The 24,564-nt window shown below is 70.6% G+C and carries 23 protein-coding genes; 13 read left to right on the forward strand and 10 right to left on the reverse strand.

All coding sequences use genetic code 11. From position 1 onward, the window contains the following. Positions 1–124: IS3 family transposase (locus ACIQCY_RS14875; protein WP_400484728.1), on the forward strand; the 124-nt coding region annotated here is incomplete at its 5' end. Between the two features lie 79 nt (positions 125–203). Here ACIQCY_RS14875 and ACIQCY_RS14880 read toward each other — a convergent pair. From ACIQCY_RS14880 to ACIQCY_RS14890, 3 genes are read right to left on the reverse strand one after another with little or no spacing between them, the layout of a single operon-like run. Beyond that, positions 204–1,679 carry a class II fumarate hydratase gene (locus tag ACIQCY_RS14880; RefSeq protein WP_400484678.1) on the reverse strand — a complete coding sequence of 492 codons (1,476 nt, stop codon included), beginning with the start codon at positions 1,677–1,679 and terminating at the stop codon, positions 204–206. A gap of 22 nt (positions 1,680–1,701) precedes the next feature. Next, positions 1,702–2,316 carry a carbonic anhydrase gene (locus ACIQCY_RS14885; RefSeq protein ID WP_400484679.1) on the reverse strand — a complete coding sequence of 205 codons (615 nt, stop codon included), beginning with the start codon at positions 2,314–2,316 and terminating at the stop codon, positions 1,702–1,704. 26 nt (positions 2,317–2,342) lie between these two features. Then, the gene (locus tag ACIQCY_RS14890; protein WP_400484680.1) at positions 2,343–3,068 is read right to left on the reverse strand and encodes a DUF4245 domain-containing protein; all 726 of its coding nucleotides are present in this window, start codon (positions 3,066–3,068) and stop codon (positions 2,343–2,345) included. 154 nt (positions 3,069–3,222) lie between these two features. On the opposite strand from ACIQCY_RS14890, the gene glpX reads away from it, so the two are divergent. Both glpX and ACIQCY_RS14900 read left to right on the forward strand, forming a co-directional pair. Then, positions 3,223–4,275, forward strand: a complete 1,053-nt coding sequence (glpX, locus tag ACIQCY_RS14895) for a class II fructose-bisphosphatase (protein ID WP_400484681.1) — start codon at positions 3,223–3,225, stop codon at positions 4,273–4,275. A 69-nt stretch (positions 4,276–4,344) separates the two neighbouring features. After that, positions 4,345–5,388, forward strand: coding sequence for a lipid II:glycine glycyltransferase FemX (locus ACIQCY_RS14900; protein ID WP_400484682.1), 1,044 nt, complete (start codon positions 4,345–4,347; stop codon positions 5,386–5,388). On the opposite strand, the gene manA is transcribed toward ACIQCY_RS14900, so the two are convergent. From manA to ACIQCY_RS14920, 4 genes are read right to left on the reverse strand one after another with little or no spacing between them, the layout of a single operon-like run. Next, entirely contained in the window at positions 5,385–6,758 is a 1,374-nt protein-coding gene (gene manA / locus ACIQCY_RS14905; protein ID WP_400484683.1) for a mannose-6-phosphate isomerase, class I, read from the reverse strand. The two genes, ACIQCY_RS14900 and manA, sit on opposite strands and share 4 nt — an antisense overlap. A gap of 31 nt (positions 6,759–6,789) precedes the next feature. Further along, complete coding sequence (locus ACIQCY_RS14910; RefSeq protein WP_400484729.1) at positions 6,790–8,358, reverse strand: LCP family protein; 1,569 nt, start codon at positions 8,356–8,358, stop codon at positions 6,790–6,792. Next, positions 8,358–8,861 (reverse strand): 5-(carboxyamino)imidazole ribonucleotide mutase, encoded by a 504-nt coding sequence (gene purE, locus ACIQCY_RS14915; RefSeq protein WP_400484730.1) that lies wholly within the window; start codon positions 8,859–8,861, stop codon positions 8,358–8,360. The genes ACIQCY_RS14910 and purE overlap by 1 nt, the downstream gene beginning before the upstream one ends. A 41-nt stretch (positions 8,862–8,902) precedes the next feature. Next, positions 8,903–10,081: a 5-(carboxyamino)imidazole ribonucleotide synthase gene (locus ACIQCY_RS14920; protein ID WP_400484684.1), complete on the reverse strand. Its 1,179-nt coding sequence runs from the start codon at positions 10,079–10,081 to the stop codon at positions 8,903–8,905. Between the two features lie 302 nt (positions 10,082–10,383). On the opposite strand from ACIQCY_RS14920, the gene ACIQCY_RS14925 reads away from it, so the two are divergent. Continuing rightward, positions 10,384–10,938, forward strand: coding sequence for a GtrA family protein (locus tag ACIQCY_RS14925; protein WP_400484685.1), 555 nt, complete (start codon positions 10,384–10,386; stop codon positions 10,936–10,938). On the opposite strand, the gene ACIQCY_RS14930 is transcribed toward ACIQCY_RS14925, so the two are convergent. Then, positions 10,913–11,686, reverse strand: a complete 774-nt coding sequence (locus ACIQCY_RS14930; protein ID WP_400484686.1) for a TIGR03089 family protein — start codon at positions 11,684–11,686, stop codon at positions 10,913–10,915. The two genes, ACIQCY_RS14925 and ACIQCY_RS14930, sit on opposite strands and share 26 nt — an antisense overlap. Positions 11,687–11,925: 239 nt before the next feature. On the opposite strand from ACIQCY_RS14930, the gene ACIQCY_RS14935 reads away from it, so the two are divergent. From ACIQCY_RS14935 to ACIQCY_RS14945, 3 genes are read left to right on the forward strand one after another with little or no spacing between them, the layout of a single operon-like run. After that, positions 11,926–12,519 (forward strand): WhiB family transcriptional regulator, encoded by a 594-nt coding sequence (locus ACIQCY_RS14935; RefSeq protein ID WP_400484687.1) that lies wholly within the window; start codon positions 11,926–11,928, stop codon positions 12,517–12,519. Then, positions 12,519–15,956 carry a glycosyltransferase gene (locus ACIQCY_RS14940; RefSeq protein WP_400484731.1) on the forward strand — a complete coding sequence of 1,146 codons (3,438 nt, stop codon included), beginning with the start codon at positions 12,519–12,521 and terminating at the stop codon, positions 15,954–15,956. Before ACIQCY_RS14935 ends, ACIQCY_RS14940 begins: the two co-directional genes overlap by 1 nt. Further along, positions 15,956–17,737, forward strand: coding sequence for a DUF5719 family protein (locus tag ACIQCY_RS14945; RefSeq protein WP_400484732.1), 1,782 nt, complete (start codon positions 15,956–15,958; stop codon positions 17,735–17,737). Before ACIQCY_RS14940 ends, ACIQCY_RS14945 begins: the two co-directional genes overlap by 1 nt. A gap of 24 nt (positions 17,738–17,761) precedes the next feature. On the opposite strand, the gene ACIQCY_RS14950 is transcribed toward ACIQCY_RS14945, so the two are convergent. Continuing rightward, entirely contained in the window at positions 17,762–18,256 is a 495-nt protein-coding gene (locus tag ACIQCY_RS14950) for a metallopeptidase family protein (protein WP_400484688.1), read from the reverse strand. 126 nt (positions 18,257–18,382) lie between these two features. Between ACIQCY_RS14950 and ACIQCY_RS14955 the strand changes: the two genes are divergently transcribed. The 4 genes from ACIQCY_RS14955 (at position 18,383) to ACIQCY_RS14970 (ending at position 22,067) form a co-directional block, all read left to right on the forward strand. Continuing rightward, a complete protein-coding gene (locus tag ACIQCY_RS14955; RefSeq protein ID WP_400484689.1) occupies positions 18,383–18,769 on the forward strand; it encodes a DUF3499 domain-containing protein in 387 nt (128 codons plus the stop codon). A 108-nt stretch (positions 18,770–18,877) separates the two neighbouring features. After that, positions 18,878–19,072, forward strand: coding sequence for a Trm112 family protein (locus ACIQCY_RS14960; RefSeq protein WP_400484690.1), 195 nt, complete (start codon positions 18,878–18,880; stop codon positions 19,070–19,072). 52 nt (positions 19,073–19,124) lie between these two features. Then, the gene (gene ahcY, locus ACIQCY_RS14965) at positions 19,125–20,624 is read left to right on the forward strand and encodes an adenosylhomocysteinase (protein ID WP_400484691.1); all 1,500 of its coding nucleotides are present in this window, start codon (positions 19,125–19,127) and stop codon (positions 20,622–20,624) included. A 144-nt stretch (positions 20,625–20,768) separates the two neighbouring features. After that, entirely contained in the window at positions 20,769–22,067 is a 1,299-nt protein-coding gene (locus ACIQCY_RS14970; RefSeq protein ID WP_400484692.1) for an Ig-like domain-containing protein, read from the forward strand. A 16-nt stretch (positions 22,068–22,083) separates the two neighbouring features. Here the strand turns inward: ACIQCY_RS14970 and ACIQCY_RS14975 are convergent, their stop codons facing one another. Next, entirely contained in the window at positions 22,084–22,884 is an 801-nt protein-coding gene (locus tag ACIQCY_RS14975) for an ANTAR domain-containing protein (RefSeq protein ID WP_400484693.1), read from the reverse strand. A 734-nt stretch (positions 22,885–23,618) separates the two neighbouring features. Between ACIQCY_RS14975 and ACIQCY_RS14980 the strand changes: the two genes are divergently transcribed. Next, entirely contained in the window at positions 23,619–23,903 is a 285-nt protein-coding gene (locus ACIQCY_RS14980; RefSeq protein ID WP_400484694.1) for a hypothetical protein, read from the forward strand. 75 nt (positions 23,904–23,978) lie between these two features. Beyond that, complete coding sequence (locus ACIQCY_RS14985; RefSeq protein WP_400484695.1) at positions 23,979–24,398, forward strand: MarR family winged helix-turn-helix transcriptional regulator; 420 nt, start codon at positions 23,979–23,981, stop codon at positions 24,396–24,398. The last annotated feature ends 166 nt before the right edge of the window (positions 24,399–24,564 follow it).

A 24,564-nucleotide genomic window follows, 5' to 3' on the forward strand; every position in this document is an offset into this window, starting at 1 on the left:
CAGCACCGACGCCTTCACTGAAGCCCTACACGAGTACATCCGCTGGTACAACACCGAGCGGATCTCCACAAAGCTCAAGGGCCTGAGCCCGGTGCAATACCGTGCTCAGACCCTCGCGGCTTAACCTACTTACTTAGCCAGTCCAACTTCCGGGGAGCAGTTCAGACGGTGCGCCCCTTTCGAGCGATGATGTCTCCGGCCTGCTAGGCCTGGGGAGGCCGCGTCATCGAGAGCACGTCGAGGGCCGAGTCGAGCTGCTCCTCGGTGAGTTCTCCGCGCTCCACGAAGCCGAGGGCGAGGACCGCCTCGCGCACGGTGAGGCCCTCGGCCACGGCCTTCTTGGCGATCTTCGCCGCGTTCTCGTAGCCGATGTACTTGTTCAGCGGCGTCACGATGGAGGGCGAAGCCTCGGCCAGGAAGCGTGCGCGCTCGACGTTCGCCGTGATGCCGTCGATCATGCGGTCGGCCGAGACCCGAGTCGAATTGCTCAGGAGGCGGATGGACTCCAGGACATTGCGGGCAATCACGGGGATGCCGACATTCAGCTCGAACGCACCGTTGGTACCGGACCACGCGACGGTGGCGTCATTGCCCACCACCTGCGCACACACCATGATCACGGCTTCGGCGATCACGGGGTTCACCTTGCCGGGCATGATGGACGAGCCGGGCTGCAGGTCGGGGAGCGCGATCTCGCCGAGGCCCGTGTTCGGACCCGAGCCGAGCCAGCGCAGGTCGTTGTGGATCTTCGTCAGCGAGACGGCGATCGTGCGCAGCATGCCCGAGACCTCGACGAGGGAATCGCGGTTGGCCTGGGCCTCGAAGTGGTCGCGCGCTTCCGTCAGGGGGAGGCCGGTGTCCTCGGCGAGGAGTTCGATGACGCGTGCCGAGAAGCCTGCCGGGGTGTTGATGCCGGTGCCCACGGCGGTGCCGCCCAGCGGCACCTCGGCGACGCGGGGCAGTGACGCCTCGATGCGCTCGATCCCGTAGCGGACCTGCGCCGCGTAGCCGCCGAACTCCTGGCCCAGCGTGACCGGCGTCGCATCCATGAGGTGCGTCCGGCCGGACTTCACGACGGTGCTGAACTCGGCCGCCTTGCGCTCCAGCGCTTCGGCGAGGTGCGCCAGGGCCGGGATGAGGTCCTTGACGAGGGCGGACGTCGCGGCGACGTGGACGGAGGTCGGGAAGACGTCGTTGGAGGACTGCGAGGCGTTGACGTGGTCGTTCGGGTGGACCTGCGTGCTGCTGCCGGAGGCCTCGAGCGCGCGGCTGGCGAGCGTCGCGATGACCTCGTTGGCGTTCATGTTCGACGACGTGCCGGAGCCGGTCTGGTAGATGTCGACCGGGAAGTCGCCGTCGTACCTGCCCGCGGCCACGTCCTCGGCGGCCGCCTCGATGGCCCGCGCACGCTCCTCGTCGAGGACGCCGAGTTCGGCGTTGGCCGTCGCCGCGGCCTTCTTGATCCGGGCGAGCGCCTCGATGTGCGCACGCTCGAGGGTTGTGCCGGAGATGGGGAAGTTCTCGACGGCACGCTGCGTCTGTGCGCGGTACAGGGCGTTGACCGGGACGCGCACCTCGCCCATCGTGTCGTGCTCGATGCGGTACTCCGCACCCTCCGTACCGGGCGCGGCGCCGGTCGTGGAGCTGGATTCAGGGCTGGCTGCAGGCGTTGGAGTCATGCCGCAATTCTCGCCTTCGGCGCTACAGTGCGCCAAATCCTGATACGAGGACGGCCTTGCCCTCGTCCAGGCGGTAGGAGACTCCGATGACGGCGACGGAACCGTTCTCCACGGCCTCAGCGATCACCCGCGAACTGTCGACGAGCCGCCCGGAGGTCTGCTTCGTGTGCTCGATGACGGTCGTGTTGATGTCGGTGATGCCCTGCCTGCGTGCGGTCAGGACCGACGGCGTGATGCGCTCCACGAGATCCCGGATGAACCCGACGGGCATGTCCCCGGTCTCCACGGCGTTCATGGTCGCCGTGACCGCGCCGCAGCTGTCGTGTCCGAGGATCACGATCAGCGGCACGCCGAGGACGCTGACGCTGTACTCGAGGGAGCCGAGCACGGCGTCGTCGATCACCTGCCCCGCCGTGCGCACCACGAAGACGTCACCGAGGCCGAGGTCGAAGATGATCTCGGCGGCCAGGCGCGAATCCGAGCAGCCGAAGATCACGGCGAACGGGTTCTGGTTGTTCACGAGGGCGGTGCGGCGGGACGCGTCCTGGTTCGGGTGCGAGACGTCCGAGGCGACGAACCGGGCGTTGCCCTCCTGCAGGCGGAGCCATGCCGCGGCGGGGGTCAGTTGCTGAGTCACGCCGCCCACTGTACTGTTCCCGGCCGTCACGAGCCGTCCGTGTCGGAAGATGACAGGCGCTCGGCCTCCTCGACCGCGTTCCGGCGGACCTCGTCGATCACGGCCGCACCCAGGGTGTCGAACTCCGTCAGGGCTGCCTCGCCGTTCAGGATGACCGTCGCGCCGTCGACCTCCGACGTCAGCACCGTGTCGCCGTCGGGCGCGTCGAGCAGGTCCCACTCGAGCCCGCCGATGGTGCGCGTGCCGGAGAGCTGCGCGTCGCCGACCCGCTGCGCGGTCCACGTCGGATTGGCGTCGTCGGTCTGGGTCAGCTGGATGAAGCCGGTGTCCGCCGTCAGGAACCCGACCTCCCAGAAATCGACGCCGTCGCTGCGGCCGCTCACCCAGCGGGCGTAGTTCGAGGTCCAGTCGTCCGGCAGGGCAGGAGCCGCCGGGAGGTAGCCGGCGTCGCCCGCGGCCTGGCGCGCGACGGTCTCCACATCGATGTCGCGCCGGTACGTCTCGGCCGTGTAGGTGGGGTTCAGGAAATAGACGGGAAGCACGACGGCGATGGTCGCGCCCGTGGCGATCAGCATGCCCCGCGCCGTGGAGCTGGCACGCTTGGCCTGGTTCGGCGTGAGCGTGATGGGCGGCGCGTCGTCGTTCAGTTCCGCCTCGAGCCGTGCGTCACCGACCTGGTGCACCGGACGTGCAGCCGCCTCCCGGCCCTCACCGGTTCCTGGGGTCGCCCGCTCATCGCCTGAATCGCTCACCCCTCCATTTTCGCTGATGCAGGCCGCGCGACCTAACCGGGAGGGACTGCGCGGGCACCGACGTATGCAGCGTCACAGGGTGCGGCCCCGCCCGGCCCGCCTATGATGTCAGCACGGAACAGGTACGCCCGCGTACTGCCGCACACCTTCGACGATGAGGATAGACGTGTCCCAGAACGCCACCAATGCCCAGTACTCGACACTGTCACCGGCCCTGGCCGTCGGGGACGACGAACCGGACCGGAACCTCGCCCTGGAACTCGTCCGCGTCACGGAGGCCGCCGCCATCGCGGGCGGCCACTGGGTCGGCTTCGGCGACAAGAACCTGGCCGACGGCGCCGCAGTGGATGCCATGCGCTCGCTCCTGCAGACCGTGCACTTCAACGGGATCGTCGTCATCGGCGAGGGCGAGAAGGACGAGGCGCCCATGCTGTTCAACGGAGAACGCGTCGGCGATGGCAGCGGACCCGAGTGTGACGTCGCCGTCGACCCGATCGACGGGACACGCCTGACCGCCCTGGGCATCAACAACGCCCTCGCGGTGCTCGCGGTCGCCGAGCGCGGCTCCATGTTCGACCCCTCGGCCGTCTTCTACATGGAGAAGCTCGTCACCGGCCCCGAGGCCGCCGACATGGTGGACCTGCGCCTGCCGGTGAAGCAGAACCTGCACCTCATCGCGAAGGCGAACAACAAGAAGGTCAGCCAGCTCAACGTCATGATCCTGGACCGCGACCGGCACAAACCCCTGGTGGAGGAGATCCGGGCGGCCGGAGCGCGGACGAAGTTCATCATGGACGGCGACGTCGCCGGGGCCATCGCCGCGGCCCGCGAGGGCACCGACGTCGACGCGCTGATGGGGATCGGCGGCACCCCGGAGGGCATCGTGGCGGCGTGTGCGATCAAGTCCCTGGGCGGTGTGATCCAGGGCAGGCTCTGGCCCACGAGCGACGAGGAGAAGCAGAAGGCCCTCGACGCCGGCCACGACCTGGACCGTGTGCTCTCCACCAACGACCTCGTCACGAGCGACAACTGCTACTTCGCGGCCACCGGCATCACCGACGGCGACCTGCTGCGCGGGGTCCGGTACAGCAAGGACAAGGTCCTCACCCAGTCGATCGTCATGCGCTCCAAGTCCGGGACCATCCGGGTCGTCGACGGCGAGCACCAGGCCCACAAGTGGGAGACCTACGCGCGTATCAAGGACTAGCGCGGGGCAGGGGAGTGCGGCGCGCCGCCCGGGGAACGGGCGGGCGGCGTACCCCTATAGGCTGGTCGGATGAGCCTTTCCGTTTCGCCCTGCTTCGACCGCGCCCTGTGGGACACCACCGTCAACCAGCTGGGAGGCCATCCCCAGCAGCTGTGGGGATGGGGCGAGACGAAGGCGGCGCACGGCTGGACCGCGGACCGGGTGCTCGTGACCGAGGACGGCGTGGTCGTCGGCGCGGCCCAGCTCGTGCTGAAGGCGCTCCCGCTGCCGCTGCGGAACCTGGCCTACATCCCCCGCGGTCCGCAGACGGCGGAAGGGCGCGGGGTCGAGGTCCTCGAGGCCCTCGCCGGGTACGTGCGTGCAGCCCACCGCTCGGTGGCGCTCTCCATCGAACCCGACTGGGATGCCGCAAGCGACGTCGTCCAGGCGCTGCCCGGGGCAGGCTGGACGGCGAGTGCGAACACCATCCTCATCGGGCGGACGCTCATCCTGGACCTGCGCCGCTCGGAGGACGAGCTGCTCGCGGACATGACGAAGAAGCACCGCCAGTACATCCGCAAGTCGGGCCGGGAGGGCCTGGAGATCCGCCGCGTGGTCCGCAGCGAACTCGCCGCCTGCCTGGCGGTGTACCGGCTGACGGCCGAGCGCGCCGGGTTCGGCATCCACGAGGACGCGTACTACCTCGACATCTTCGACAACCTCGGCGACGCCTCGCCCGTGTACGCGGCCTTCCAGGGCGAGGACGTCGTCGCGTTCCTCTGGCTCTCGGCGACCGAGTCCACGGCCTTCGAGCTGTACGGGGGCATGACGGACGAGGGCGAGCGACTGCGGGCCAACTATGCGCTGAAGTGGTTCGCGATCTCCGAGATGAAGGCCCGCGGCGTGGCCCGCTACGACTTCAACGGGCTCCTCAACGACGGCGTCTCCCGCTTCAAGATGGGCTGGGCCCAGCACGAGGACCAGCTGGCCGGCACCTGGGACCTGCCGCTCTCGCCGTTCTACCCCGTGTTCAGCCGCGCGCTGCCGCTTGCCAAGCGCGGCATGCGGGTGGCGCGCACGCAGGCAGCACGCGCTGTCGGCGCCCTGCGGACGGTACGCGGCAGCCGCTCCTAGAGCGAGGGTGCATCGCCGCCCACGGTGACGGCGAACGCCAGCACCGGACCGTCCGTCGCCCCGTGCCCGTCCGCCGCCGGTCGGGCTACGAGGGGTGCCTCGGACGCCGGCACGAAGGCGCTGCCGCCACGCGGGACGATGATGGTGGAGTTCGGCGTGTCCAGCAGGATCGGACCGCTCACGGCCAGGACCACCACGGGCCCGTTCTGCAGCACGGGCACATGCGCCGGGGTGAGGCTCTCGCCGGCCGGCAGCGCGCTGTCCCCGCGACCGTCGTCGGCTCCGTCCGCCGGTTCCCCGCCAGGGCCCGCGGCGGGGTCTCCGAGTACGATGCGCTGGAGCTGGAACTCCTCGAACGGCGGGCGGTACAGCTCCTGGTCGAGGAGCGTGTACTGCGGCGCGAGCGCGGGCGGTGCGAGGGGTTCGAAGACCACGGTGGAGAGCAGCTCTGCGGTATCGACGTGCTTGGGCGTGAGGCCTCCGCGCAGGACGTTGTCCGAGGACGCCATGACCTCGATCCCGAGGCCCTGCAGGTAGGCGTGGATGTTCCCCGCCGGCAGGTAGAGGGCCTCCCCGGGCCGGAGCGATACGCGGTTCAGCAACAGTGCGACGAGGACGCCGGGATCACCCGGGTACTGCCCGGACAGCTCGGAGATGGTCGCGAGATCGGCGGCCACGGCGTCAGCATCCTCGGCGCGGGCGGCGCGTGCCGGCCCCGTCGCCTCCGTACCGGCGGCCGCGGACACGACGGCGTCCACGGCCTCCGGCGACGCTTCGAGCAGCAGGGTGAAGGCCGAGCGCAGCGCCTCGTCCGCGCCGGAGGTGAGCTGGGCGGCGACGGAGTCGAGGAGTTCGCGGGCCCCCGAGCCGGGCTCGACGGCGGAGGCGAGGACCGCGAAGATGCGCAGCGCCTCGGGCAGCGGCCGGAAGCCGCACAGCGCCTCGAACGCCGTGAGGGCGTAGATCATCTCGGGCTTGTGGTTCCGGTCCCGGTAGTTGCGGTGCGGCGCGTCCTGCGGCACGCCGTCGGCCTCTTCGGCGTCGTATCCCGCGGCCGCCTGCTCGAGGCTCGGGTGCACCTGGAGGGACAGGGCGGACCCGGCGGCGAGCACCTTGAGGAGGAAGGGGAGCCGGTTCTCGAAGCGCCCGGCCACCGGCTCCCCGAGGAGACCCTCGGGATCCCGGCCGATCAGCTCGTGCAGGCTGTGCCGGCTGCCGTCCGGATGCACCACCTGCGACGGGGAGTCGGGGTGCGCGCCGACCCACAGTTCGGCTTCGGGACCGCCGGACGGCGTTCGGCCGAGGAGGTCCGCGATGGCGTGCTCCGATCCCCAGGCGTAGGGGCGGAGCGGATTGTCGAGCAGGTACATCGTCGGATCCTTCGGCTCGTGGCGGGGGGAGTCAGGCGGGGGAGCACTGGCCGTTGTTCGCCAGCAGGTCGCCCAGCGTGGCGTCGTCGCCGATGATGGCGAGCTCCTGCAGGTACTCCTCGGTGATGCCGTCGTCGGTGGTCTGTGCCGGCACGCCCGAGACCACGCCCGCGCGTTCGAGCTGCAGTGTCCCCGTGGCCGAGGAATCGGCAGCACCCTGGGCGAACATGTCCTGCACGCGGCTGTGGATGATGTCGAAGTCGGGGTAGGTCACGAAGTTCTCGGCGGGCGTGCCGAAGTCGGGTGGGCCGATGGTCAGCCGGCGGGTCTCCTGGCCCTGCGCCTTCAGCCCGAGGTCGACGAAACTCGCCAGCTGGTCCTGCGGGATGTCCGTCTCGACGATCTGCGTGCCCGCTGCCGCGATGGACTGGAAGCGGGTCAGGACGGTGGCGGGATCGAGCTGCGCGATCATCGCCTGCTGGACGCACTGCTGGCGCGCGATGCGGTCGTAGTCCGTGACGAACTCGCGTGACCTCGCGTACCAGAGCGCCTGGTACCCGTTCAGGGTCTGCACGCCGGGCTTGATCCAGCCGTCCGGCGGATAGTGGCGGATCGGATCGCTGCCCGGGATCTCGGCGGCGGTGATGGGTACCCAGCCGCCCGCGTCGATCCTGATGCCGCCCATGGCGTCCACGAGCTGCTCGAAGCCGCCCATGTCGACGAGCAGGTAGGCCTGCACCTCGATCCCGAGGACACCGCTCGCGGCATCCATCATGGCCTCGGCGCCGGGGTCGGTGGTCTCGGGGTAGAGATCGGGGTAGTTCTGGACGACGTCGGTGTACAGGCTGTTGATGATGCAGGGGTCTCCGCAGTTGTACCCCTCGGGGTAGACCTCCCAGAGCGGGGAGTCCTCGGAGAACTGCGCGTTCTGGAAGTTGCGCGGGATGCTGAAGGTCACGGTCGCGCCGGTCTTGGCATCGACGCTGATGACCGAGATGCTGTCGGGCCGGCGGCCGGTGCGGTCCTCTCCGGCGTCACCTCCCATGAGCAGGAAGTTGTAGCGGCCGTCCACGGGATCGAAGGCCGGACCGGACTGGAAGATGGAGCCGACCGTGGAGCGGCCGACGTTGAGCACGTACGCGCCGTACGCGAGGGACCCGCTGGTGAGCACCATGAGCAGCGCCAGCGTGCCGGCCACGAGCGGGCGCGCGCCGCGGTCGAGCAGGGGCATCCTGATCAGGCGCAGGGTGTTGAGGAAGAGCATCGCCCAGGCCAGGGCGATCCCCAGCAGCGCCGCGATCAGCAGGAGGGACCACCAGCGGTGCGTCACGATGCCGACGACGGCGGTGCGGTCGGTCAGCGCGAGGACCAGTCCGAGGAGGATCAGCGCCCAGCAGGTGAACGTGGTCCTCAGCGCCCTGCGCCCGAGCCGCCGGTCGCCCGCGACGACCTGCGCGGAACCGGGCAGCACGAGCGTCAGGGCCAGCAGGACGAAGGCACGCTTGGTGCGGACCGCCGGGGGAGCCGTCTGCGGGTGCCGGACGGGATCGCTCCCGCCGAGCACTCCGCCGTCGGTCGGCCGGACGCGGGTACCGGTCATCATGCGCCGTCCGCCGTGGACTCCGCGATCCGGGACCGCAGCGCGGCACCCTTGGCCTCCGCGGTCTCGCGGAGGGCGTCGGCGAATTCGACGAGCTGCCGGCGCAGCGTCCGGGCCTGGTCGTCGGTGCCCGTGGCGAGCATCCGGACGGCGAGGAGCCCGGCGTTGCGGGCACCGCCGATGGACACCGTCGCCACGGGGACGCCTGCGGGCATCTGGACGATCGACAGCAGCGAGTCCATCCCGTCGAGGTAGCGCAGGGGGACCGGCACGCCGATCACGGGCAGCGGCGTCACGGAAGCGAGCATGCCCGGCAGGTGCGCGGCGCCGCCGGCCCCGGCGATGATGACGCGCAGGCCACGCTCGTGGGCGGTCCGCCCGTACTCGATCATGGCGGCCGGCATGCGGTGGGCGGACACGACGTCGGCCTCGTAGGGGATGGAGAACTCCGCCAGGGCCGCGGCTGCGGCTTCCATGACGGGCCAGTCCGAGTCGGAGCCCATCACAAGGCCTACCTGGGCGTTCGTCACTGCGTTCCCTTCGGTCAATCCTGGTCTGAGGAGGGCGGTTCGGCGCCGTCGCGGAGGATCGCGGCGACCCTCGTGGCCCGCGCGCGGACGGCGGCGAGCGGTTCGTCCTGGGCGGCCAGCGCGTTCACGTGGCCGATCTTGCGGCCGGGACGCACGTCCTTGCCGTAGACGTGCACTTTAGCGGACGGTCCTGAGGACAGGGCTGATCGGTAGGCCCCGTAGAGGTCGGTGTTCGCGCCGCCGAGGACATTCTTCATGACCGCGTGCGGTGCTACCGCCGCCGTCGCCCCGAGCGGAAGGTCCAGGACCGCGCGGAGGTGCTGCTCGAACTGGCCCGTGACGGCACCGTCCATGGTCCAGTGCCCGGAGTTGTGCGGTCGCATGGCCAGTTCGTTGACGAGATAGCCCGCGCCGGAGCCGGGCGTCTCGAACAGCTCGACCGCCATGACGCCCGTGACGCCGAGCTGCTCGGCGAGCCGCAGCGCCGCCGCGGTGACGGCATCGGCGACCTCCGGCGGCAGGTCCGGCGCCGGTGCGAGCACCTCGTCGCAGACGCTGTCCACCTGGATCGATTCGACCACCGGCCAGGCCACGGCGTCGCCGGACGGGCGCCGTGCCACCAGCACGGAGAGTTCCCGGCTGAAGGGCACGAACTGCTCGACGAGGAGGTCGCCGCCGGTGAACCAGCCCTCGGCGTCCGCGAGCCCGGCGGCGTCGCGCAGCACGAGCACACCCTTGCCGTCGTACCCGCCGCGGGGCGTCTTGAGGACCACCGGCCAGCCCGTGCGGGCCGCGAAGGCCGCGACGTCGTCCGTGGTGGACACCGCGGCCCAGGCGGGATTGGGCAGGCCCAGGTCCTCGACCGCGCGACGCATCACCAGCTTGTCCTGCGCATGGCGCAGGGCGGACGGCGCGGGGTGGACGGCGACGCCGTCGCGGACCAGCTCCTCGAGGAGCTCACCCGGCACGTGCTCGTGGTCGAACGTCACGACGTCGACGCCCGCCGCGAAGGCCCGCAGCGTCTCCCGGTCACGGTAGTCGCCGACCTGAGCGTGGGCGACTGCCGCCACCGCGGAGACATCGGGTCCTTCAGCGAGGACGTGGAGTTCGAGGCCGAGTTCGACGGCGGGCCCGGCCATCATGCGGGCGAGCTGGCCGCCGCCGACCACGCCTATCACGGGAAAAGTCACCATCACAGGGTACCCACGGCAGGGGCCGGGCCCCCCATCGGCCGCACCGACGGGCCCGCCCTTACCTCCGGAAGGGCGGTTGCCCGCGCCGGGCTACCGGGAAGCTGACAGGCTGCCACCAGCTGTTTCCCGAACCGGTGGCGGCGCCGAGCCCGTAAAATGAAGGAAAACACGCCATGCAAAGGTCGGCCTGGGTGGCTTGCTCGGCCGGCCCCCGTCGCGGTTCGTCCTGCAGCCGCCCGGGTTGACGCCCGCGGCGCGTGGCGTTCGGACCCAGACCGCGGAGGTACGCAGTGGCAGGACTCATGGATCGGATCAGGGGCCTCGCATCCCTCTTTTGGCGCGAGGTCGCGAAGTTCGGGGCCGTCGGCGGAGTGGCGTTCGTCATAGACAACGGCCTGTACTGGTACCTGATCCACGGTCCCATGAGTGGCAGCGAGGTCAAGGCGCGCTTCGTCTCGGCCGGCGTCGCGACCGTCTTCGCCTGGGTCGCGAACCGCTACTGGACGTTCCGGCACCGGCGACAGCCCAACGCGGCGCGCGAGCTCGTCATGTTCGTCTTCATCAACGTCATCGGGATGGGCATCGCGGCGGGCTGCGTGTGGGTCGCCAAGTACGTCTTCGACATCGTGGAGCCGAGCCCCCTGTTCCTCGTGGGGATCTTCGGCACGGCGCTCGCCACCCTCGTGCGCTTCGTCGCCTACCGCTTCTGGGTGTTCAACGCCGAGCTCGACGACGAGCCCGAATTCAGCCACGACCAGGAGCTGATCCACCCGCACGCCACGCAGGCGGGCACGGCCGGCGGAACGGCGCAGGCACCCGAGGGCGAGCCGGTCAGGAAGTCCCCAGCCGCGCCGTGATCCGCTCTCCGGCCAGCATCCGCTCGGTCACGGGCACGCCGTCCTCGACGAGGACCAGGGCACCGTCCTCCTGCCACACCGCGAGTGCGGCGGCGAGCGCGCGGCGCAGGTCCGAGCCCGGTTCGAGCAGCACGGTGCGGGCGCGTCCGGCCTCCTGCCCGGCGGCCCCCGGATCGGCGGGGAGGGTCACGCCGTCCGCCAGGTCCGCCGCGGTCCACGTCCGCCCGTCGGCCCGCATGAGCTGCGCAGCGGCGTCGTCGCCGTCCTGGCCCAGGTAGACGTCACCGTGGGAGCGGACCTCCGCCGCGAAGTCCACGGCGCCGCGTGGCAGGGGGCCTTCCCAGCGAAGCGCGAGCGACCCCAGGGCCACGCACACGAGGAAGCGGGGCGGCTCGACCTCCTCGACGGCGCGCGAGGTGAGGATGATGTCGGCGTCCGCGGTCGACTGCGCCGCGCGAGGGGAGGAGCCGTCGTCGCCGGAGTCCTGCAGGGCGACGACGGAGCCCACCTGCCAGCACGCGAAGGCCAGGGCGAGGGATTTCCAGTGGACCGGCAGGTCCAGCGCGACGACGGTCGCGTCGGTCGCATCGAGTTCGTCCACGAGGAGATTGGAGCTCTTGGCCACCCAGTTGTCGAAGACGCGGCCCGACAGTTCGATCCGGCCCTCCCGGCCGTGCCACACGAGCCGCGGCGAGGAGGGATCGATCGACCTCATCCGGGCCAGGATTCCCGCAGGTCTGTATGGCATGATGAGGCCTCTTTCGCTCCGTGATCGGTACTGGGACTACTTGCGACTCGCCCATGAAGACAGGTAGTCGACCCGGCGTGGCGCCCGTGATTCTCCGGCTCCGACTCTATAAGATTCCGGCCGCCGCTTGACGAAAATCGACTTACACCCCTGTAATTAGACATCGGATTTGTTCCAGCAGCGGGGCGCGAGGGTCGACCCATGCTGATGTTGGAACGGCAACACCGGGAAGGTTGACCATGGGGCAGGCAGAACGCCAGCAGACACCGCCAGACATCGCAGCGCAGGCTTCGGCCCGCTACGGCTCGAGGGGTGTCCCTGCCGACTGGTTCCTCGACCCCGCTGATCCGCTGGCCGGCGAGCGGTACCGCGAAGGGTCCCGGTCCTCGCTCGAGGATCAGGCCACGGCCTTCCTCACCGCCCACGAGGCGCTCGCCGGGCTTCCCGACATCGAGGAGCGCCCCAGCAGCCTCCTGGTTCTCCCGACCGTCGATCCCGCGTCCTACGGCATCCTGCCGGACGTCCGGGAGGATGCACGGCCGCACTCCGCTCCGGCCGGTCGGCCCGCCTGGATCGGGATGCCCCTGGCTCCCGGCACCATGGACGACGACGGCGAGCTGTCCTGGCAGGCCGATGCCCTGTGCGCGCAGACGGATCCGGAGGCGTTCTTCCCCGAGAAGGGCGGATCCACCCGTGACGCGAAGAAGGTCTGCGGCTCCTGCATGGTGAAGTCCGAGTGCCTCGAGTACGCGCTGGAGAACGACGAACGCTTCGGCATCTGGGGCGGGCTCTCCGAGCGCGAACGTCGCAGGCTGCGGAAGCGAGCGGTCTGATTCAGCTCCACCTCCGCGTCACCGCCGTTGTCGTAGCCCACAACGGCGCCGAGTACCTTCCCGCAACTCTCGGGGCCCTCGCACGCCAGAGCCGCCCGGCCGATTTCTGCGTCGGAGTGGACACCGGTTCCACGGACGGGTCCGCCTCGATCCTGCAGCTCGGCCTGCCCACCGGCAGCCCCGTGGTCGGCGCCCCGGCCCGTGCCGGATTCGGCACCGCCGTCCGGACCGCGGTCGCCGAGATCCCGGTCCGGCGCACGTCCGGGGAGGCCGCCGCGCATGACTGGCTGTGGCTCCTCCACGACGATTCCGCCCCTGAGCCGGGCGCGCTGGCCGAACTCCTCCTCGCCGTCGAGCGCGCGCCGTCCGTCACGGTCGCCGGCGCGAAGCAGGTCGCCTGGGATGATCGCCGCGAGCTCGTGGACGTGGGGCTGTCCATCAGCCGGTGGGCCGAGCGCCTGACGCTCATCGACGTCGACGAGCACGACCAGGGGCAGTACGACGCCCGCAGCGACGTCTTCGCCGTGAACTCCGCCGGCATGCTCGTCCGCCGGGACGTGTGGGACGCGCTCGACGGCTTCGACCCGGCCTTCCACGGTGTCGGGGACGACGTCGACCTGTGCTGGCGGAACCGCCTCGCCGGGAACCGCGTGGTGGTGGTGCCGGCCGCCGTTCTGCACCACGCCACCGCCAGGCCCCACCCCGTGGCCACTCCTCGTGCAGCCCGCGCCGCCGAGGTGTACCTCCGCCTCAAGCACGCAGCCCCGTGGAACGTGCCCCTCCTCGCCGTGGGGGCCGTCCTCGGCGGCATGGCCCGGCTCCTGCTCGGCCTCCTGGCGAAGGATCCCGCGCACGGGACCGGCCAGCTGCTCGGCAGCCTCGCCGGTGTCGCCCGGCCCGTCCAGCTCTGGCGCTCGCGCCGTTCGGCGGCCCGGAGCCGGCAGCGTCCGCGCTCCATCGTCCGGCCCCTGATCACCTCCCGCCGCGACGTCTGGTCCCACCGCAGGTCCGTCGTCGACGCCTTCACCTCGAGGGGCGCCGGCGGGCAGGACGGGCAGGGCACGGAGGAGTACATCCCGTCGGGGAACAGCAATGACGACTTCGCCGCGCTGGCCACGCCGACGCGCCTGTGGGTCGGCGCCGGGGCGGTCCTCGCCGTCGTCGTCCTCCTGGCCGCGGCCCTCGTGGGCCTCCACCGGCTCGTCGGGGCCTCGGCCCTCGCCGGCGGCGCACTGCTTCCGGCGGCCGCTACCCCCGGCGCCATCTGGGCGAACGCCACGTCCTGGTGGACCGGGCTCGGCGCCGGCTTCGCCGCCCATGGATCGCCGTTCTCCTACGTGCTCTGGGTCCTCTCCCTGCTGGGGCTCGGCTCGGCGAACACCGCCATCGTCGTCACGGTCGTGTGCGCCCTGCCGCTGGCGGGACTCAGCGCCTGGTTCACGGCGGGTGCCCTGACGCGGTCGCGGGGCCTGCGCCTGTGGGCTGCACTCTTCTGGGGGGCGGCCCCCGCCCTCCAGGTGGCCCTCGGCGGCGGGCGCCTCGGCGCACTGATCGCCCATATCCTCCTGCCCCTGGCGCTGCTCGGGCTCGTCCGCGCGGTCGGGGCGGGGCTGACCTCGCGCACGCTCCCCGACGGGATCATCAAGCCGGGCATCAACGGGACGCGCAGCTGGACCGCGGGTGCCGCGGCCGGCCTCGTCCTCGCCGCCGTCACGGCCTGCGCGCCGTCCCTCCTTCCCGTGGTCGTGGTGGGACTGGTCGTGGCGCTGATCGTCGGACGCCGCCGCGCCCGCGTCCTGTGGTGGGCGCTGCTGCCCGTCCTGGCCCTCCACCTGCCGTACGCCCTGTCCGCGGTGGGGCGTCCCCGGGGCATCCTCGGCGACCCGGGCGTGCCCTCCGCCTTCGATCCGGGTGCTCCGTGGCAGCACCTCCTCGGCTTCCCGGTGTCCTTCGACCCGATGCTCCCACCGGCAGCGGCAGCGTTCCTCGGGGACGGCCCCTGGTCGCTCGTCGCGGCCGTCGTCATCGGCGCGCCGGTGATCGTGCTCGCGGCCGCCGCCCTGTTCCTCCCGCGCGGACGCAGGACACTCGTGCGCTCGTTCTGGCTCCTCGCCGTCCTGGCCCTCGCGCTGGCCGCTGTGGCGCCGGTCCTCCCCGTCGCGGCGGGCACCGCGGTCCTGATCCCGGTGTTCCCCGGTCCGCTGGTGTCGGTGGTCTCCCTGGGCCTGCTGGCCGCCGCGCTCTCGGGACTGCCCGGACGGCGGGACGCGGACGCACCGGCGGCCCGCCCGCGGCGGCTGCTCCCGGCCGCCGCGGGTGCCGTCCTCGCCGTCGGCCCGCTCCTCAGCCTCGGCCTGTGGCTGGCGCCGGAACTCGCCGGTCCACCCGCGGTCGCCGCCGAACCGGTGGTCATCGCGGGCAGCCCGGCCGAGGAGGTGCCGGATCCGGCCACCGGCACCACGGACTTCGGCACCGCCGTCGGGCTCGAATCCGTGGCCCGACGCCCGCTGCCGGCCACGGCCGCGGACCGGGGCAGCGGTCCCGACCAGACCCGGACGCTCGTCATCACGGTGGACGACGACGACGACGTCGCCGCCTCGCTCATGCGCGGCTCCGGGACCACCCTCGATGCACTCAACCCGCTCTACTCCGCCCGCACGCTGCAGGGCGGCGTCGACGTGGCGCCCGCGAAGGACAGCGAGGCGGTGCGGGTGCTCCGGACCACGGTCGCCGTGATCGTCGGCGCGACCGGCGCGGACCCGCGCGGTGACCTGCGCGACCTCGGGGTCGGCTTCGTGGTCCTCCAGCAGTCCGAGACCGCAGGGGACTTCCTGAGCGGGCGCATCGATTCCGTGCCGGGCCTCACCGCGGTGGGCGACACGGACGCGGGGCGCCTGTGGCGCGTGGTCCCGGCCACGCGCGACGACGGCACCGAGGACGAGGGTGACCGCACGGCCCGCGTGCGCGTGGTCGGCGCGGACGGGCGCACCGAGGCGACGGTCCCGTCCTCGGCGGTCGCCGCGGACGGGGCGATCCCTGCCGGAGCCGAGGGCAGGAGGCTCGTCCTCGCGGAGGAAGCCGCCGCCGGCTGGCAGGCGAGTCTCGACGGGGAGAGGCTCGAGGCGACCTCCGACGACTGGCGGCAGGCCTTCGCACTACCGGCCGCCGGAGGAACCGTGACGGTCTCGTACGTCAGCCCGTACCAGCCCTGGGCCGGCGGCGTGCAGGCGGTCGTCCTGGGGCTGACGGTGCTCCTGGCGGTTCCCATCCCGTCGCGGCCCCGCGTCGCCCTGCCGAAGGGCGGACGGCGTCCCCGGCCGGCCGCCGGGTCCGGGCGGGCAGCCGGGGAGACCGGCGTGGACGGCGGCACCGGGACCGGCGCCGAGGCCCACGAGGACCAGCCGCACCCCGCGACCAGTGGAAGCAGTTCGACGTGATGGGACGCAAGCGCAAGCCCGAGCCGACCGGGGGCGGCCCGAAGGTCCCCGTGCAGGGAAGCTCCCCGCAGCCCGAGGCGGGTGCGGCCGCGCCCGGCGCCGCTGTCCCGGAATCCGCGGATGCCGCCGTCGCGGCGCGTGCAGTGGCCCGCGACAAGGCAGCCGGGGGCGGCTCCCGCCGTCGCTCGCGGGTGGGCACCGTCGCCGGAGCGGCGACGGGCGTCCTCCTTCTCGCCGCGACCGCCGCAGTCGCCTCCGGGGCCGTCACCGACACGCTCGTCGGGCCGGCAGCGTCCGAGCTCCCGGTTCCCGCCGCGGCCGTGCCGGCGGGTGATTACACGGCCGTCTGCCCGGCGCCGCCCCGCCTCCTCCAGAGCGCCGTCGAGGGAGCGGACCCCGAGTTCAGCCCGGCCTCCGCCACCGCGAGGACCACGGTGTCGGCGATGGTGCTCAGCGACCTGAGCGCCACCCTGACGGGGAGCGGCCTGCTGCCCGTCGGCGGCACCGCACCGCTCGCGCTGATCCAGGAGTTCGCGCCCGAAGCCTCCCTCGCGACGGACGCGCCCGCCAGCAGCGGCGCTGACGGGTTGACCAACCGGATCGCCGGCGTCTCGCGTGGCACAGCGGTCGATGCCCCGTCGCTGTTCCGGGCGCAGCCGCAGGGCGGACTGACGCCCGTGGCCGCGGCGACCACCACCTACACCGCTGCGGACGGCGATCTCCGGGGGCTCGCCGCGACCGCCTGCCAGGTGCCGTCGAGCGATTTCTGGCTCCTGGGCGCCTCCACGACCGTGGGGCAGTCGTCGATCCTGACGCTGACCAACCCGACGGGGACCCCCGCCACCGTGACGCTCGAGCTGTACGGGCAGGACGGACCCATCGAGGCGGCCGGCACGAGGGGCCAGCTGGTCGCGCCCGGCGCGAGCCGGCAGATCGTCCTCGCGGGGCCGGCCGGCAACCAGGACCGGGTGGCCGTCCGCGTCCGCAGCGACGGCGGGCGGATCACCGGCGTCATCCAGCAGAGCGTGCTGCGCGGGCTCACCCCGGGCGGCGTCGAACTGCTGTCACCGAGCCTCGCAGCCGGTCTCACCCAGGTGGTACCGGGCGTCGTGGTGCAGGACGCCGCGACGGCGCAGCGCATCCGCGAGCAGGAGGGCTACGGTTCTGCGTCCCCCGAGCTGCACGTGCTCGTGCCCGGATCCAACGACGCCGTGCTCGACATCAGGGTCTTCGGCGCGGGCGGGGAGGTGGAGCTGCCCGGCGGGGGTGTCGTGACGGCTGCCGCCGGCGGCGTGACGGCCGTGCCCCTCGCCTCCCTCCCCGAAGGGAACTACACCATCGCGATCACCTCCGACGTCTCGATCGTCGCGTCCGCGCGCGTCACGCGCGGCATCAGCACCGGCGAACCCGTGGACCTCGCCGGAGCGCCGGCCGCCGTGCGGCTGGGCAGCGACCACGCCGTGGCGCTCGCGGAGGGCGTGGACACCTCCCTCGTGCTCGGCGCTCCGGGCGGCAGGGGCGAGGTCACCCTGACCCCGGTCGGAGCCGACGGTGCGCTCGGGGCACCCGTGGTGATCGGCATCGCCGGTGGCACCTCCGTGACGGTGCCGACGTCGTCGATCGGCAGCGCGCCTGCCGCCGTGGTCATCAACGCCACCGGGGACCCGGTCTACGGCGCGCAGGTCATGACGCTGCCCGGGGGAAGCGCCGGGATCTCGGTGTCCGGCATCCCGGCCGGCGCCACGGGTCCGCTGAGCATTCCCGTGGAGCTCCGCTACTAGCCGCGGTCGGAACGCCCGCTGCGATCAGGCCTGCGAGCGGCCGTAGGCGGGATCGACGGCTTCCGGCGCGAGGCCCATCAGTTCGGCGGTCTGCTCGACGACGACGTCGTGCACGAGCTCGTTGACCGGCAGGAGGGCGCGCGCCGCCATGAGCACGGGGTGCCGGTAGATGGTGATGACCGCGGGCCGACCGGGTGCAGCGGGGGAGCAGGAGCCGAGCAGCCCCCGGAGCGTCTCGGGCGTCATGTCCTCGAGGCCGTCGGGGATCTCCTGCACCACGATCTGCAGGTCCTGGATGCGTTCGCCCCACAGGCGCTCGAGGCGTTGCGCCGACTCCATGACCCAGTCGTCGAACTGCTCGGACCGGGTGCGGGATCCCGGCAGGTGCTGCGGGAGCAGTTCCCCGCGCATGCCGCGTCCGCGCCGGTTCCGACGGCGTTCGTAGAACGACCGCGCGGGACGTCTGCCCGACGACGTCGGATCGGTCAGGTTGACCGAGAAAGTGGAAGCATCCTGCATGTAAAGACTGTAAGCCTTGGGCCTTCCGCCCGCACTCCCGAAACAGGCCGCCGTGCCGAGGGCCACCGGTGCCGCGGTGCGCGTCGGAACCACCGGGGCGTCTGAACCCCGGTAGGCTTGCCGATCGTGGGATCACTCCGTCAATGCTCCAGATCAGCCTGCCAGCGGGCGGCTGTAGCCACGCTCACCTATGTCTACGGTGATTCGACGGCGGTCCTCGGCCCCCTCGCGACCTATGCCGAACCCCACACCTACGACCTGTGCGCCGTCCATGCCGGGCGCCTGACGGTGCCCCGCGGCTGGGAGGTGGTGCGGCTGACGCTTCCTGGCGCGGCTCCCGAGCACAACTCGGACGATCTCCTGGCCCTCGCGGACGCGGTGCGCGAAGCGGCGGCGGAGCCGTCCTCCGACCAGCAGCCGGTGGGCAAGCGCGGCAGCAAGGCCCCGATGGAGCCTCCGGCCGGTGTTCCGGGCCCGCGGCGGGGCCACCTCAGGATCCTGCGCGATCCCTGACGGACCGCCCGGGGGAGCGATTGCCAGGGGCATCCCGATGACCGCCGCCGGAGGCTCCCGCGCTAGACTTGGAGGCAGAATCCCGTCCCTTCCGAGCGAAAGCTTCCCATGGCGAACCTCCCAGCACGGCTGCTCGATGTCCTCCGCTGCCCGGTCACCGGGTCGCAGCTCGTCCAGGACGGCGCCGTCCTCACGTCCTCCGCCCCAGGGCCCGACGGCGAACCCCTCACCTACGGCCTCGTCGAAGGCATCCCGGTCCTCCTCCGCCCCGAACCACACGGCGGCACTGCCTCGGCCTCATAGCGACCCCGCGCACCCCTCCGAACTCCCCGAACTCCAGCTAGGAACAGCCACCATGACGTTCGACTTCAAAGTTGCCGACCTCTCCCTCGCGGAGGCGGGTCGCCACCAGATCCGCCTCGCCGAGCACGAGATGCCCGGGCTCATGGCCCTGCGGCGCGAATACGCCGAGGCCCAGCCCCTCGCGGGCGCCCGGATCGCCGGTTCGCTCCACATGACGGTGCAGACCGCCGTCCTCATCGAGACCCTGACGGCCCTCGGCGCGGAGGTCCGCTGGGCCTCCTGCAACATCTTCTCGACCCAGGACGAGGCCGCGGCGGCCGTCGTGGTCGGCAAGGGGACGGTCGACGAGCCCGCGGGCGTGCCCGTCTTCGCGTGGAAGAACGAGACGCTCGAGGACTACTGGTGGACCGCCACGCAGATCCTCACCTGGCCCGGCCAGGCCGAGGGCCTCGGCCCCAACATGATCCTGGACGACGGCGGCGACGCCACGATGCTCGTCCACAAGGGTGCCGAGTTCGAGGCGCTCGGCGCGGTACCGGCGAACCCCCAGGAGGGCGACGCCGACTACTCGCACGAATACACGGTGTTCCTCGACACCCTCCGGTCCACCATCGGGTCGGAGCCACGGAAGTGGACGACCATCGCAGCCGGCATCAAGGGCGTGACCGAGGAGACGACCACGGGCGTGCACCGCCTGTACCAGCTCGCGGCTCAGGGCAAGCTCCTCTTCCCGGCGATCAACGTCAACGACTCCGTCACGAAGTCGAAGTTCGACAACAAGTACGGCATCCGCCACTCGCTGCCCGACGGCCTCAACCGTGCGACGGACGTGCTGATCGGCGGCAAGGTCGCCGTCGTCTGCGGGTACGGCGACGTCGGCAAGGGCGCGGCGGAGGCCCTCCGCGGCCAGGGTGCCCGCGTGATCGTCACGGAGATCGACCCGATCTGCGCCCTGCAGGCCGCCATGGACGGCTACCAGGTCGCGAAGCTCGAGACGGTGCTCGCACAGGGCGACATCTTCATCACCACCACGGGCAACAAGGACGTCATCATGGCCCGCCACATGGCGGGCATGAAGCACCAGGCGATCGTGGGCAACATCGGCCACTTCGACAACGAGATCGACATCGCGGGGCTCGCCCGCATCCCCGGCGTCGAGAAGATCGAGATCAAGCCGCAGGTCCACGAGTGGGTTCTCCCCGCGGACGAGGCCGAGGGCGTGGAGAAGCACTCGATCATCATGCTGTCGGAGGGCCGCCTGCTGAACCTCGGCAACGCGACCGGCCACCCCTCGTTCGTCATGAGCAACTCCTTCGCGAACCAGACGATCGCCCAGATCGAGCTGTACACGAAGTTCGAGCAGGACGACGCCGAGGGCAACCGCGAGTACGAGAACGAGGTCTACGTCCTGCCGAAGATCCTCGACGAGAAGGTGGCACGCCTGCACCTGGACGCCCTCGGCGTGGAGCTCACCGAACTGACGAAGGGCCAGGCGGAGTACCTCGACATCGACGTCGCCGGGCCGTACAAGCCCGAGCAGTACCGCTACTAGGTCCGAATCCTTCGGCCGCCGCTGGTGCCTCCCGGGTACCGGCAGCGGCCGAATCGTTGTGGGAACCGCCCTCCACCTGCACGGTGAGCCGCGCCCGCGTCGCGTACTATCGCTTCCGGGGCAGCTACATCGGAGGGCAGGCGCATGCGCATGAAGCAGGAGTCGAGCAGGGCAGCGGCACACCGGGCGGGCTGGAAGTTCGCGGCCATCGGTGCCGCGGCGGTCGTCGTCGTCGGAGGCGGCGTGGGCATCGCCACGGCATCGCCCTGGAACGACGACGCGACGCCGTCGTCCTCCCCGACGTCGTCCACGTCCCCGACCGCGACGCCGCAGCCCGGAACATCGGAAAGCGCAGCTCCGGATGCCCCCGCCGCCCAGGCCGACGGCGAGTACACGGTGGGCCTGACACCCACGGACAAGGCATTGGCGGTCAACCCGGCAACCGTCGCAGCCGTCACCGTCGAGGGAGCCACGCTCGACGCCGTCGAACTGGCGCCCCGTGACGGCGGCACGCCCATCGCCGGCACCGTCTCGGCCGACGGCGCCAGCTGGACCGCGACGGAGCGGCTCGCCTTCGACACCGACTACGTCTTCTCCTACACGGTGATCGATGCCGGGGGCCGGCCCCAGCGGGAGACGACATCCTTCACCACGGTGCAGCCCGCCAACGAGGCCGATGCGTCCATGTTCCCGCTTGACCGCAGCACCGTGGGCACGGGCCAGCCGCTCGAGTTCTCCTTCAGCGAGCCGGTCACCAAGCGGGATGCAGTGGAGAAGGCGATCACCGTGACGAGTACGAGTGGCCAGCCCGGCGCCTTCTACTGGCTGTCGGACACCAAGGTCAGGTACCGGCCCGAGACGTTCTGGGCGCCCAACAGCACGATCACGGTCGAGCTGAACCTCTTCGGTGTCGACTTCGGCAGCGGCATGATCGGCAACGCCGACAAGACGCTGACGGTGAAGACGCACAACACGCGCCTCGCCGTCGTCGACAACGACACCAAGACCATGAACGTCTACCTCGACGGCAAGCTGGACCGCACGTTCCCCATCACGCTCGGCACCGAGGAATGGCCGTCCACCGAGGGCTACATGGTGGTCATGGAGCACTACGAGACCACGAGGTTCACGGCCGAGTCGATCGGGCTGAAGCCGGGCGACCCCGCCTACTACCCGCCAACGGTCGTCAACCACGCGAGCCGCCTGAGCAACGGCGGGGCCTTCGTCCATGAGGCGCTGCCCGCCGCGCAGGTGGCCCTCGGCAGCTTCAACGTGTCCCACGGGTGCATCGGCATGTCGCCCGAGGGTGCAGAGTACTTCTACAACACCTTCGGTCCCGGGGACGTGGTGCAGATCCTCAACACGGACTACGGGCCCATGTACGTCTGGGACGGCTTCGGGGACTGGAACGTGCCCTGGGACGAATGGGTCAACCAGCCGTAGAGCACTGGCCCGGCTCCTAGTCGAAGTGCGTGGCGGGATCTTCGTCGCTGACCAAGGAGACCATGTGCGCTGAGAGCTCGCGGAGTTTCATGTTCCGGTGGCTGGCGGCGGCTTTGAGGATGGTGATCGCTGCGGATTGGCTGCACTTGTTCTGGCCCATGACGATGCCCGCGGCGAGGTCGATGATGGTCCTTGATTCCAGTGCGGCGCTCAGGTGCGCCTGTCGGTCGGACAGGGTCGCCATACGCACCGCCAGTCGAAGCGAGCGGGATGCTTCGCGGGCGAAGACCTCGGCAGCCCGGATCGCCTCGGGCGTGAATCCGTCCACCGTGCCCGAATACAGGTTCAACCCGCAATCGGCTTCACCTTCCAACGGAATGGGCACCCCGAGGATGGACAGCATGCCGTGCTCGGCAACCGCCGCGAAGTACTCCGGCCACCGCCCGTCCGCGCGCGTGTCCCGCACCTGGACCAGTTCTTCGGTACGGGCAGCCCTCAGGCAGGGACCGTCACCGAACGCATACTGGATCTCATCGAGTTTCAGGGCTGTCAGGCTGCTGCTGGCGAGGGTCTCGGCGTGCCGGGGCCGCAGGAGGGTCACACCGCAGAACACCTCGTGTCCGGGCTCCGACAAGTACTCGGCAGCCACACGGGCCAGATTGGTGAGGAAATGCTCGACATCCATGCTCTCGAGCACGAGGTCCTGCAAGTAGAGGGCGGTATTACCGGGCACCTCATCCGAGGATCCCTGCAGTGATGCGGGTGACGGATCGAGGAGCCGCCCTTTGGGCGGCGAGGTCAGAAGATCGTCATTCATGATTCTCCTATCCAGGAGATCAACGTTCATGGTGCGTCAACGCCCGGAAAGCCCGAACGCGGCGGTCAGGAAACCTACACCGCTCTCTACTGAACGACTACGCCCACCCACGGCGACACGGCGTGGCTGACGGGAGGGACTTTAGTGTCTCCCTCATGCGGCCGGCTTCTTGACCGCGAGAGGGAAACCCACCGCCACGTTCACATTCCGGCAATGTCTCCGACTGAATCTCACGTACCGTGATCCGGTGACAGCCAAGTTCCTTCAGTGTGCACCCTGCTACCGCGAATCCCACCATCGGAGCCCGGGCCCGCGCTGACCCGGGTGCCTTCGAGGCAGATCGACAGCCCGCGGGGTGGTGCTGTCCGAGCGCTGCAGCGGAGTTCATCGCGTCAATCTCCCACTGCTCGGAGTATTCGGTGAGAGGAAGCCGGATCGGGTTACCTTCGGTGTAGGTAGTCATGCGTCGCAGCCCACGCTTCCTGCCTTCGGGACCGACGCTCACCGGAAGCCACTGTGTCGAAGTGGCCTTCGCGACGGCGGTGGGTCGCTTCGACCCGGCTGACGTTGAATGCCCGCCCGTTAGGCTTTCGAGAGACCAGAGGAAAAGGGGCAGGATGCCGCACGGACGCAGCGATGAAGACTGGGCTTTGATGAGGGAGGCCGCCAGGAATGTCATGGTGCACACGGCGCGCAGGCAGGGGTGAATCCTCTACTCGACCTTGAATCATGAGGTGAGCGAGGATGCCGGTACAGTGCCGTTCGACTTCGGCCACGCCGCGGACCGCGGGGCGCTCGGGACTCTACTGGCTGACATCGTGAAAGCAGACCTGTTGCACAGCCGGTTCATGGTGTCTTCCGTGGTGAAGCTTTCGGCCTCGAACGGACCAGGCGAGGGTTTCTACCTACTGGCCGAACACCTGGGCCACCTCGAGCCTGGCGCGTCCGGGGAACGGAGATCCGAGTTCTGGGCCGAGCAACTCAAGCTCACCCATGACCATTACCGCCGGCGGATCTGACCCGCTGCCCGCCTCAGCTCGGCACCCTGATCGGGAGCAGAGGCTACGGTGGGTACGGGGAGAAAGTAGGTGTACGTGAATACAGCACACTGGACGACCAGTCGCTTGTTGAGTACGGCCGCCCGATTGAACGATCAGTACCAGAACCAGCGTCTGATGGACTTGGAGGTCACCCATGCTGGTGCTACGACGCTGAAGGCACTGGCTGACAGCGGCCCGGTCAGCCAGACGCACCTTGCCGATCTGGTTCATGTGCAGGCTCAGACCATGGGAAAAGTCCTGGAGAAACTCGAGGTCAAAGGGCTGGTGTCCAGGGCCCGCGACACCCTGGATGCACGTTCGATACGCACTCGCATCACAGCCCGCGGCCAGACGGTCGTGGAAAGCATCGATCAGATGCGGGGGGCTGCAGCTGAATCAGCCAAGATGCCTGACCAGGTTCTCCGGAACCAGCTCATCGCCATCATCAACAGGCTCGGGCCCGCGCCTGCGTGACAAGCATCGCCACGGGTCTCCTGGACCAACCCGGCCCGTCGAGCCGACCAGCATCAGCGTGTACCCGAATATGGGGATCGAGGGTCGGCATCAGTACTACCGTTCTTCGCCGTCTCCTCGTCCGTCAAGCGGTGGAGGGATCCGACCGATTCTGCCTTCGTGCCCT

This window comes from Arthrobacter sp. NPDC092385 (assembly GCF_044755105.1).
Lineage (GTDB): Bacteria > Actinomycetota > Actinomycetes > Actinomycetales > Micrococcaceae > Arthrobacter_D.

Excerpts from the sequence above, each read along its gene's own strand:
- ACIQCY_RS14880 (WP_400484678.1), bottom strand. The coding sequence starts at position 1,679 with ATGACTCCAACGCCTGCAGCCAGCCCTGAATCCAGCTCCACGACCGGC.
- glpX (WP_400484681.1), top strand. The coding sequence starts at position 3,223 with ATGAGGATAGACGTGTCCCAGAACGCCACCAATGCCCAGTACTCGACA.
- ACIQCY_RS14900 (WP_400484682.1), top strand. The coding sequence starts at position 4,345 with ATGAGCCTTTCCGTTTCGCCCTGCTTCGACCGCGCCCTGTGGGACACC.
- manA (WP_400484683.1), bottom strand. The coding sequence starts at position 6,758 with ATGTACCTGCTCGACAATCCGCTCCGCCCCTACGCCTGGGGATCGGAG.
- ACIQCY_RS14910 (WP_400484729.1), bottom strand. The coding sequence starts at position 8,358 with ATGACCGGTACCCGCGTCCGGCCGACCGACGGCGGAGTGCTCGGCGGG.
- purE (WP_400484730.1), bottom strand. The coding sequence starts at position 8,861 with ATGGGCTCCGACTCGGACTGGCCCGTCATGGAAGCCGCAGCCGCGGCC.
- ACIQCY_RS14920 (WP_400484684.1), bottom strand. The coding sequence starts at position 10,081 with ATGGTGACTTTTCCCGTGATAGGCGTGGTCGGCGGCGGCCAGCTCGCC.
- ACIQCY_RS14925 (WP_400484685.1), top strand. The coding sequence starts at position 10,384 with ATGGATCGGATCAGGGGCCTCGCATCCCTCTTTTGGCGCGAGGTCGCG.
- ACIQCY_RS14930 (WP_400484686.1), bottom strand. The coding sequence starts at position 11,686 with ATGCCATACAGACCTGCGGGAATCCTGGCCCGGATGAGGTCGATCGAT.
- ACIQCY_RS14935 (WP_400484687.1), top strand. The coding sequence starts at position 11,926 with ATGGGGCAGGCAGAACGCCAGCAGACACCGCCAGACATCGCAGCGCAG.
- ACIQCY_RS14945 (WP_400484732.1), top strand. The coding sequence starts at position 15,956 with ATGGGACGCAAGCGCAAGCCCGAGCCGACCGGGGGCGGCCCGAAGGTC.
- ACIQCY_RS14950 (WP_400484688.1), bottom strand. The coding sequence starts at position 18,256 with ATGCAGGATGCTTCCACTTTCTCGGTCAACCTGACCGATCCGACGTCG.
- ACIQCY_RS14960 (WP_400484690.1), top strand. The coding sequence starts at position 18,878 with ATGGCGAACCTCCCAGCACGGCTGCTCGATGTCCTCCGCTGCCCGGTC.
- ahcY (WP_400484691.1), top strand. The coding sequence starts at position 19,125 with ATGACGTTCGACTTCAAAGTTGCCGACCTCTCCCTCGCGGAGGCGGGT.
- ACIQCY_RS14970 (WP_400484692.1), top strand. The coding sequence starts at position 20,769 with ATGCGCATGAAGCAGGAGTCGAGCAGGGCAGCGGCACACCGGGCGGGC.
- ACIQCY_RS14975 (WP_400484693.1), bottom strand. The coding sequence starts at position 22,884 with ATGAATGACGATCTTCTGACCTCGCCGCCCAAAGGGCGGCTCCTCGAT.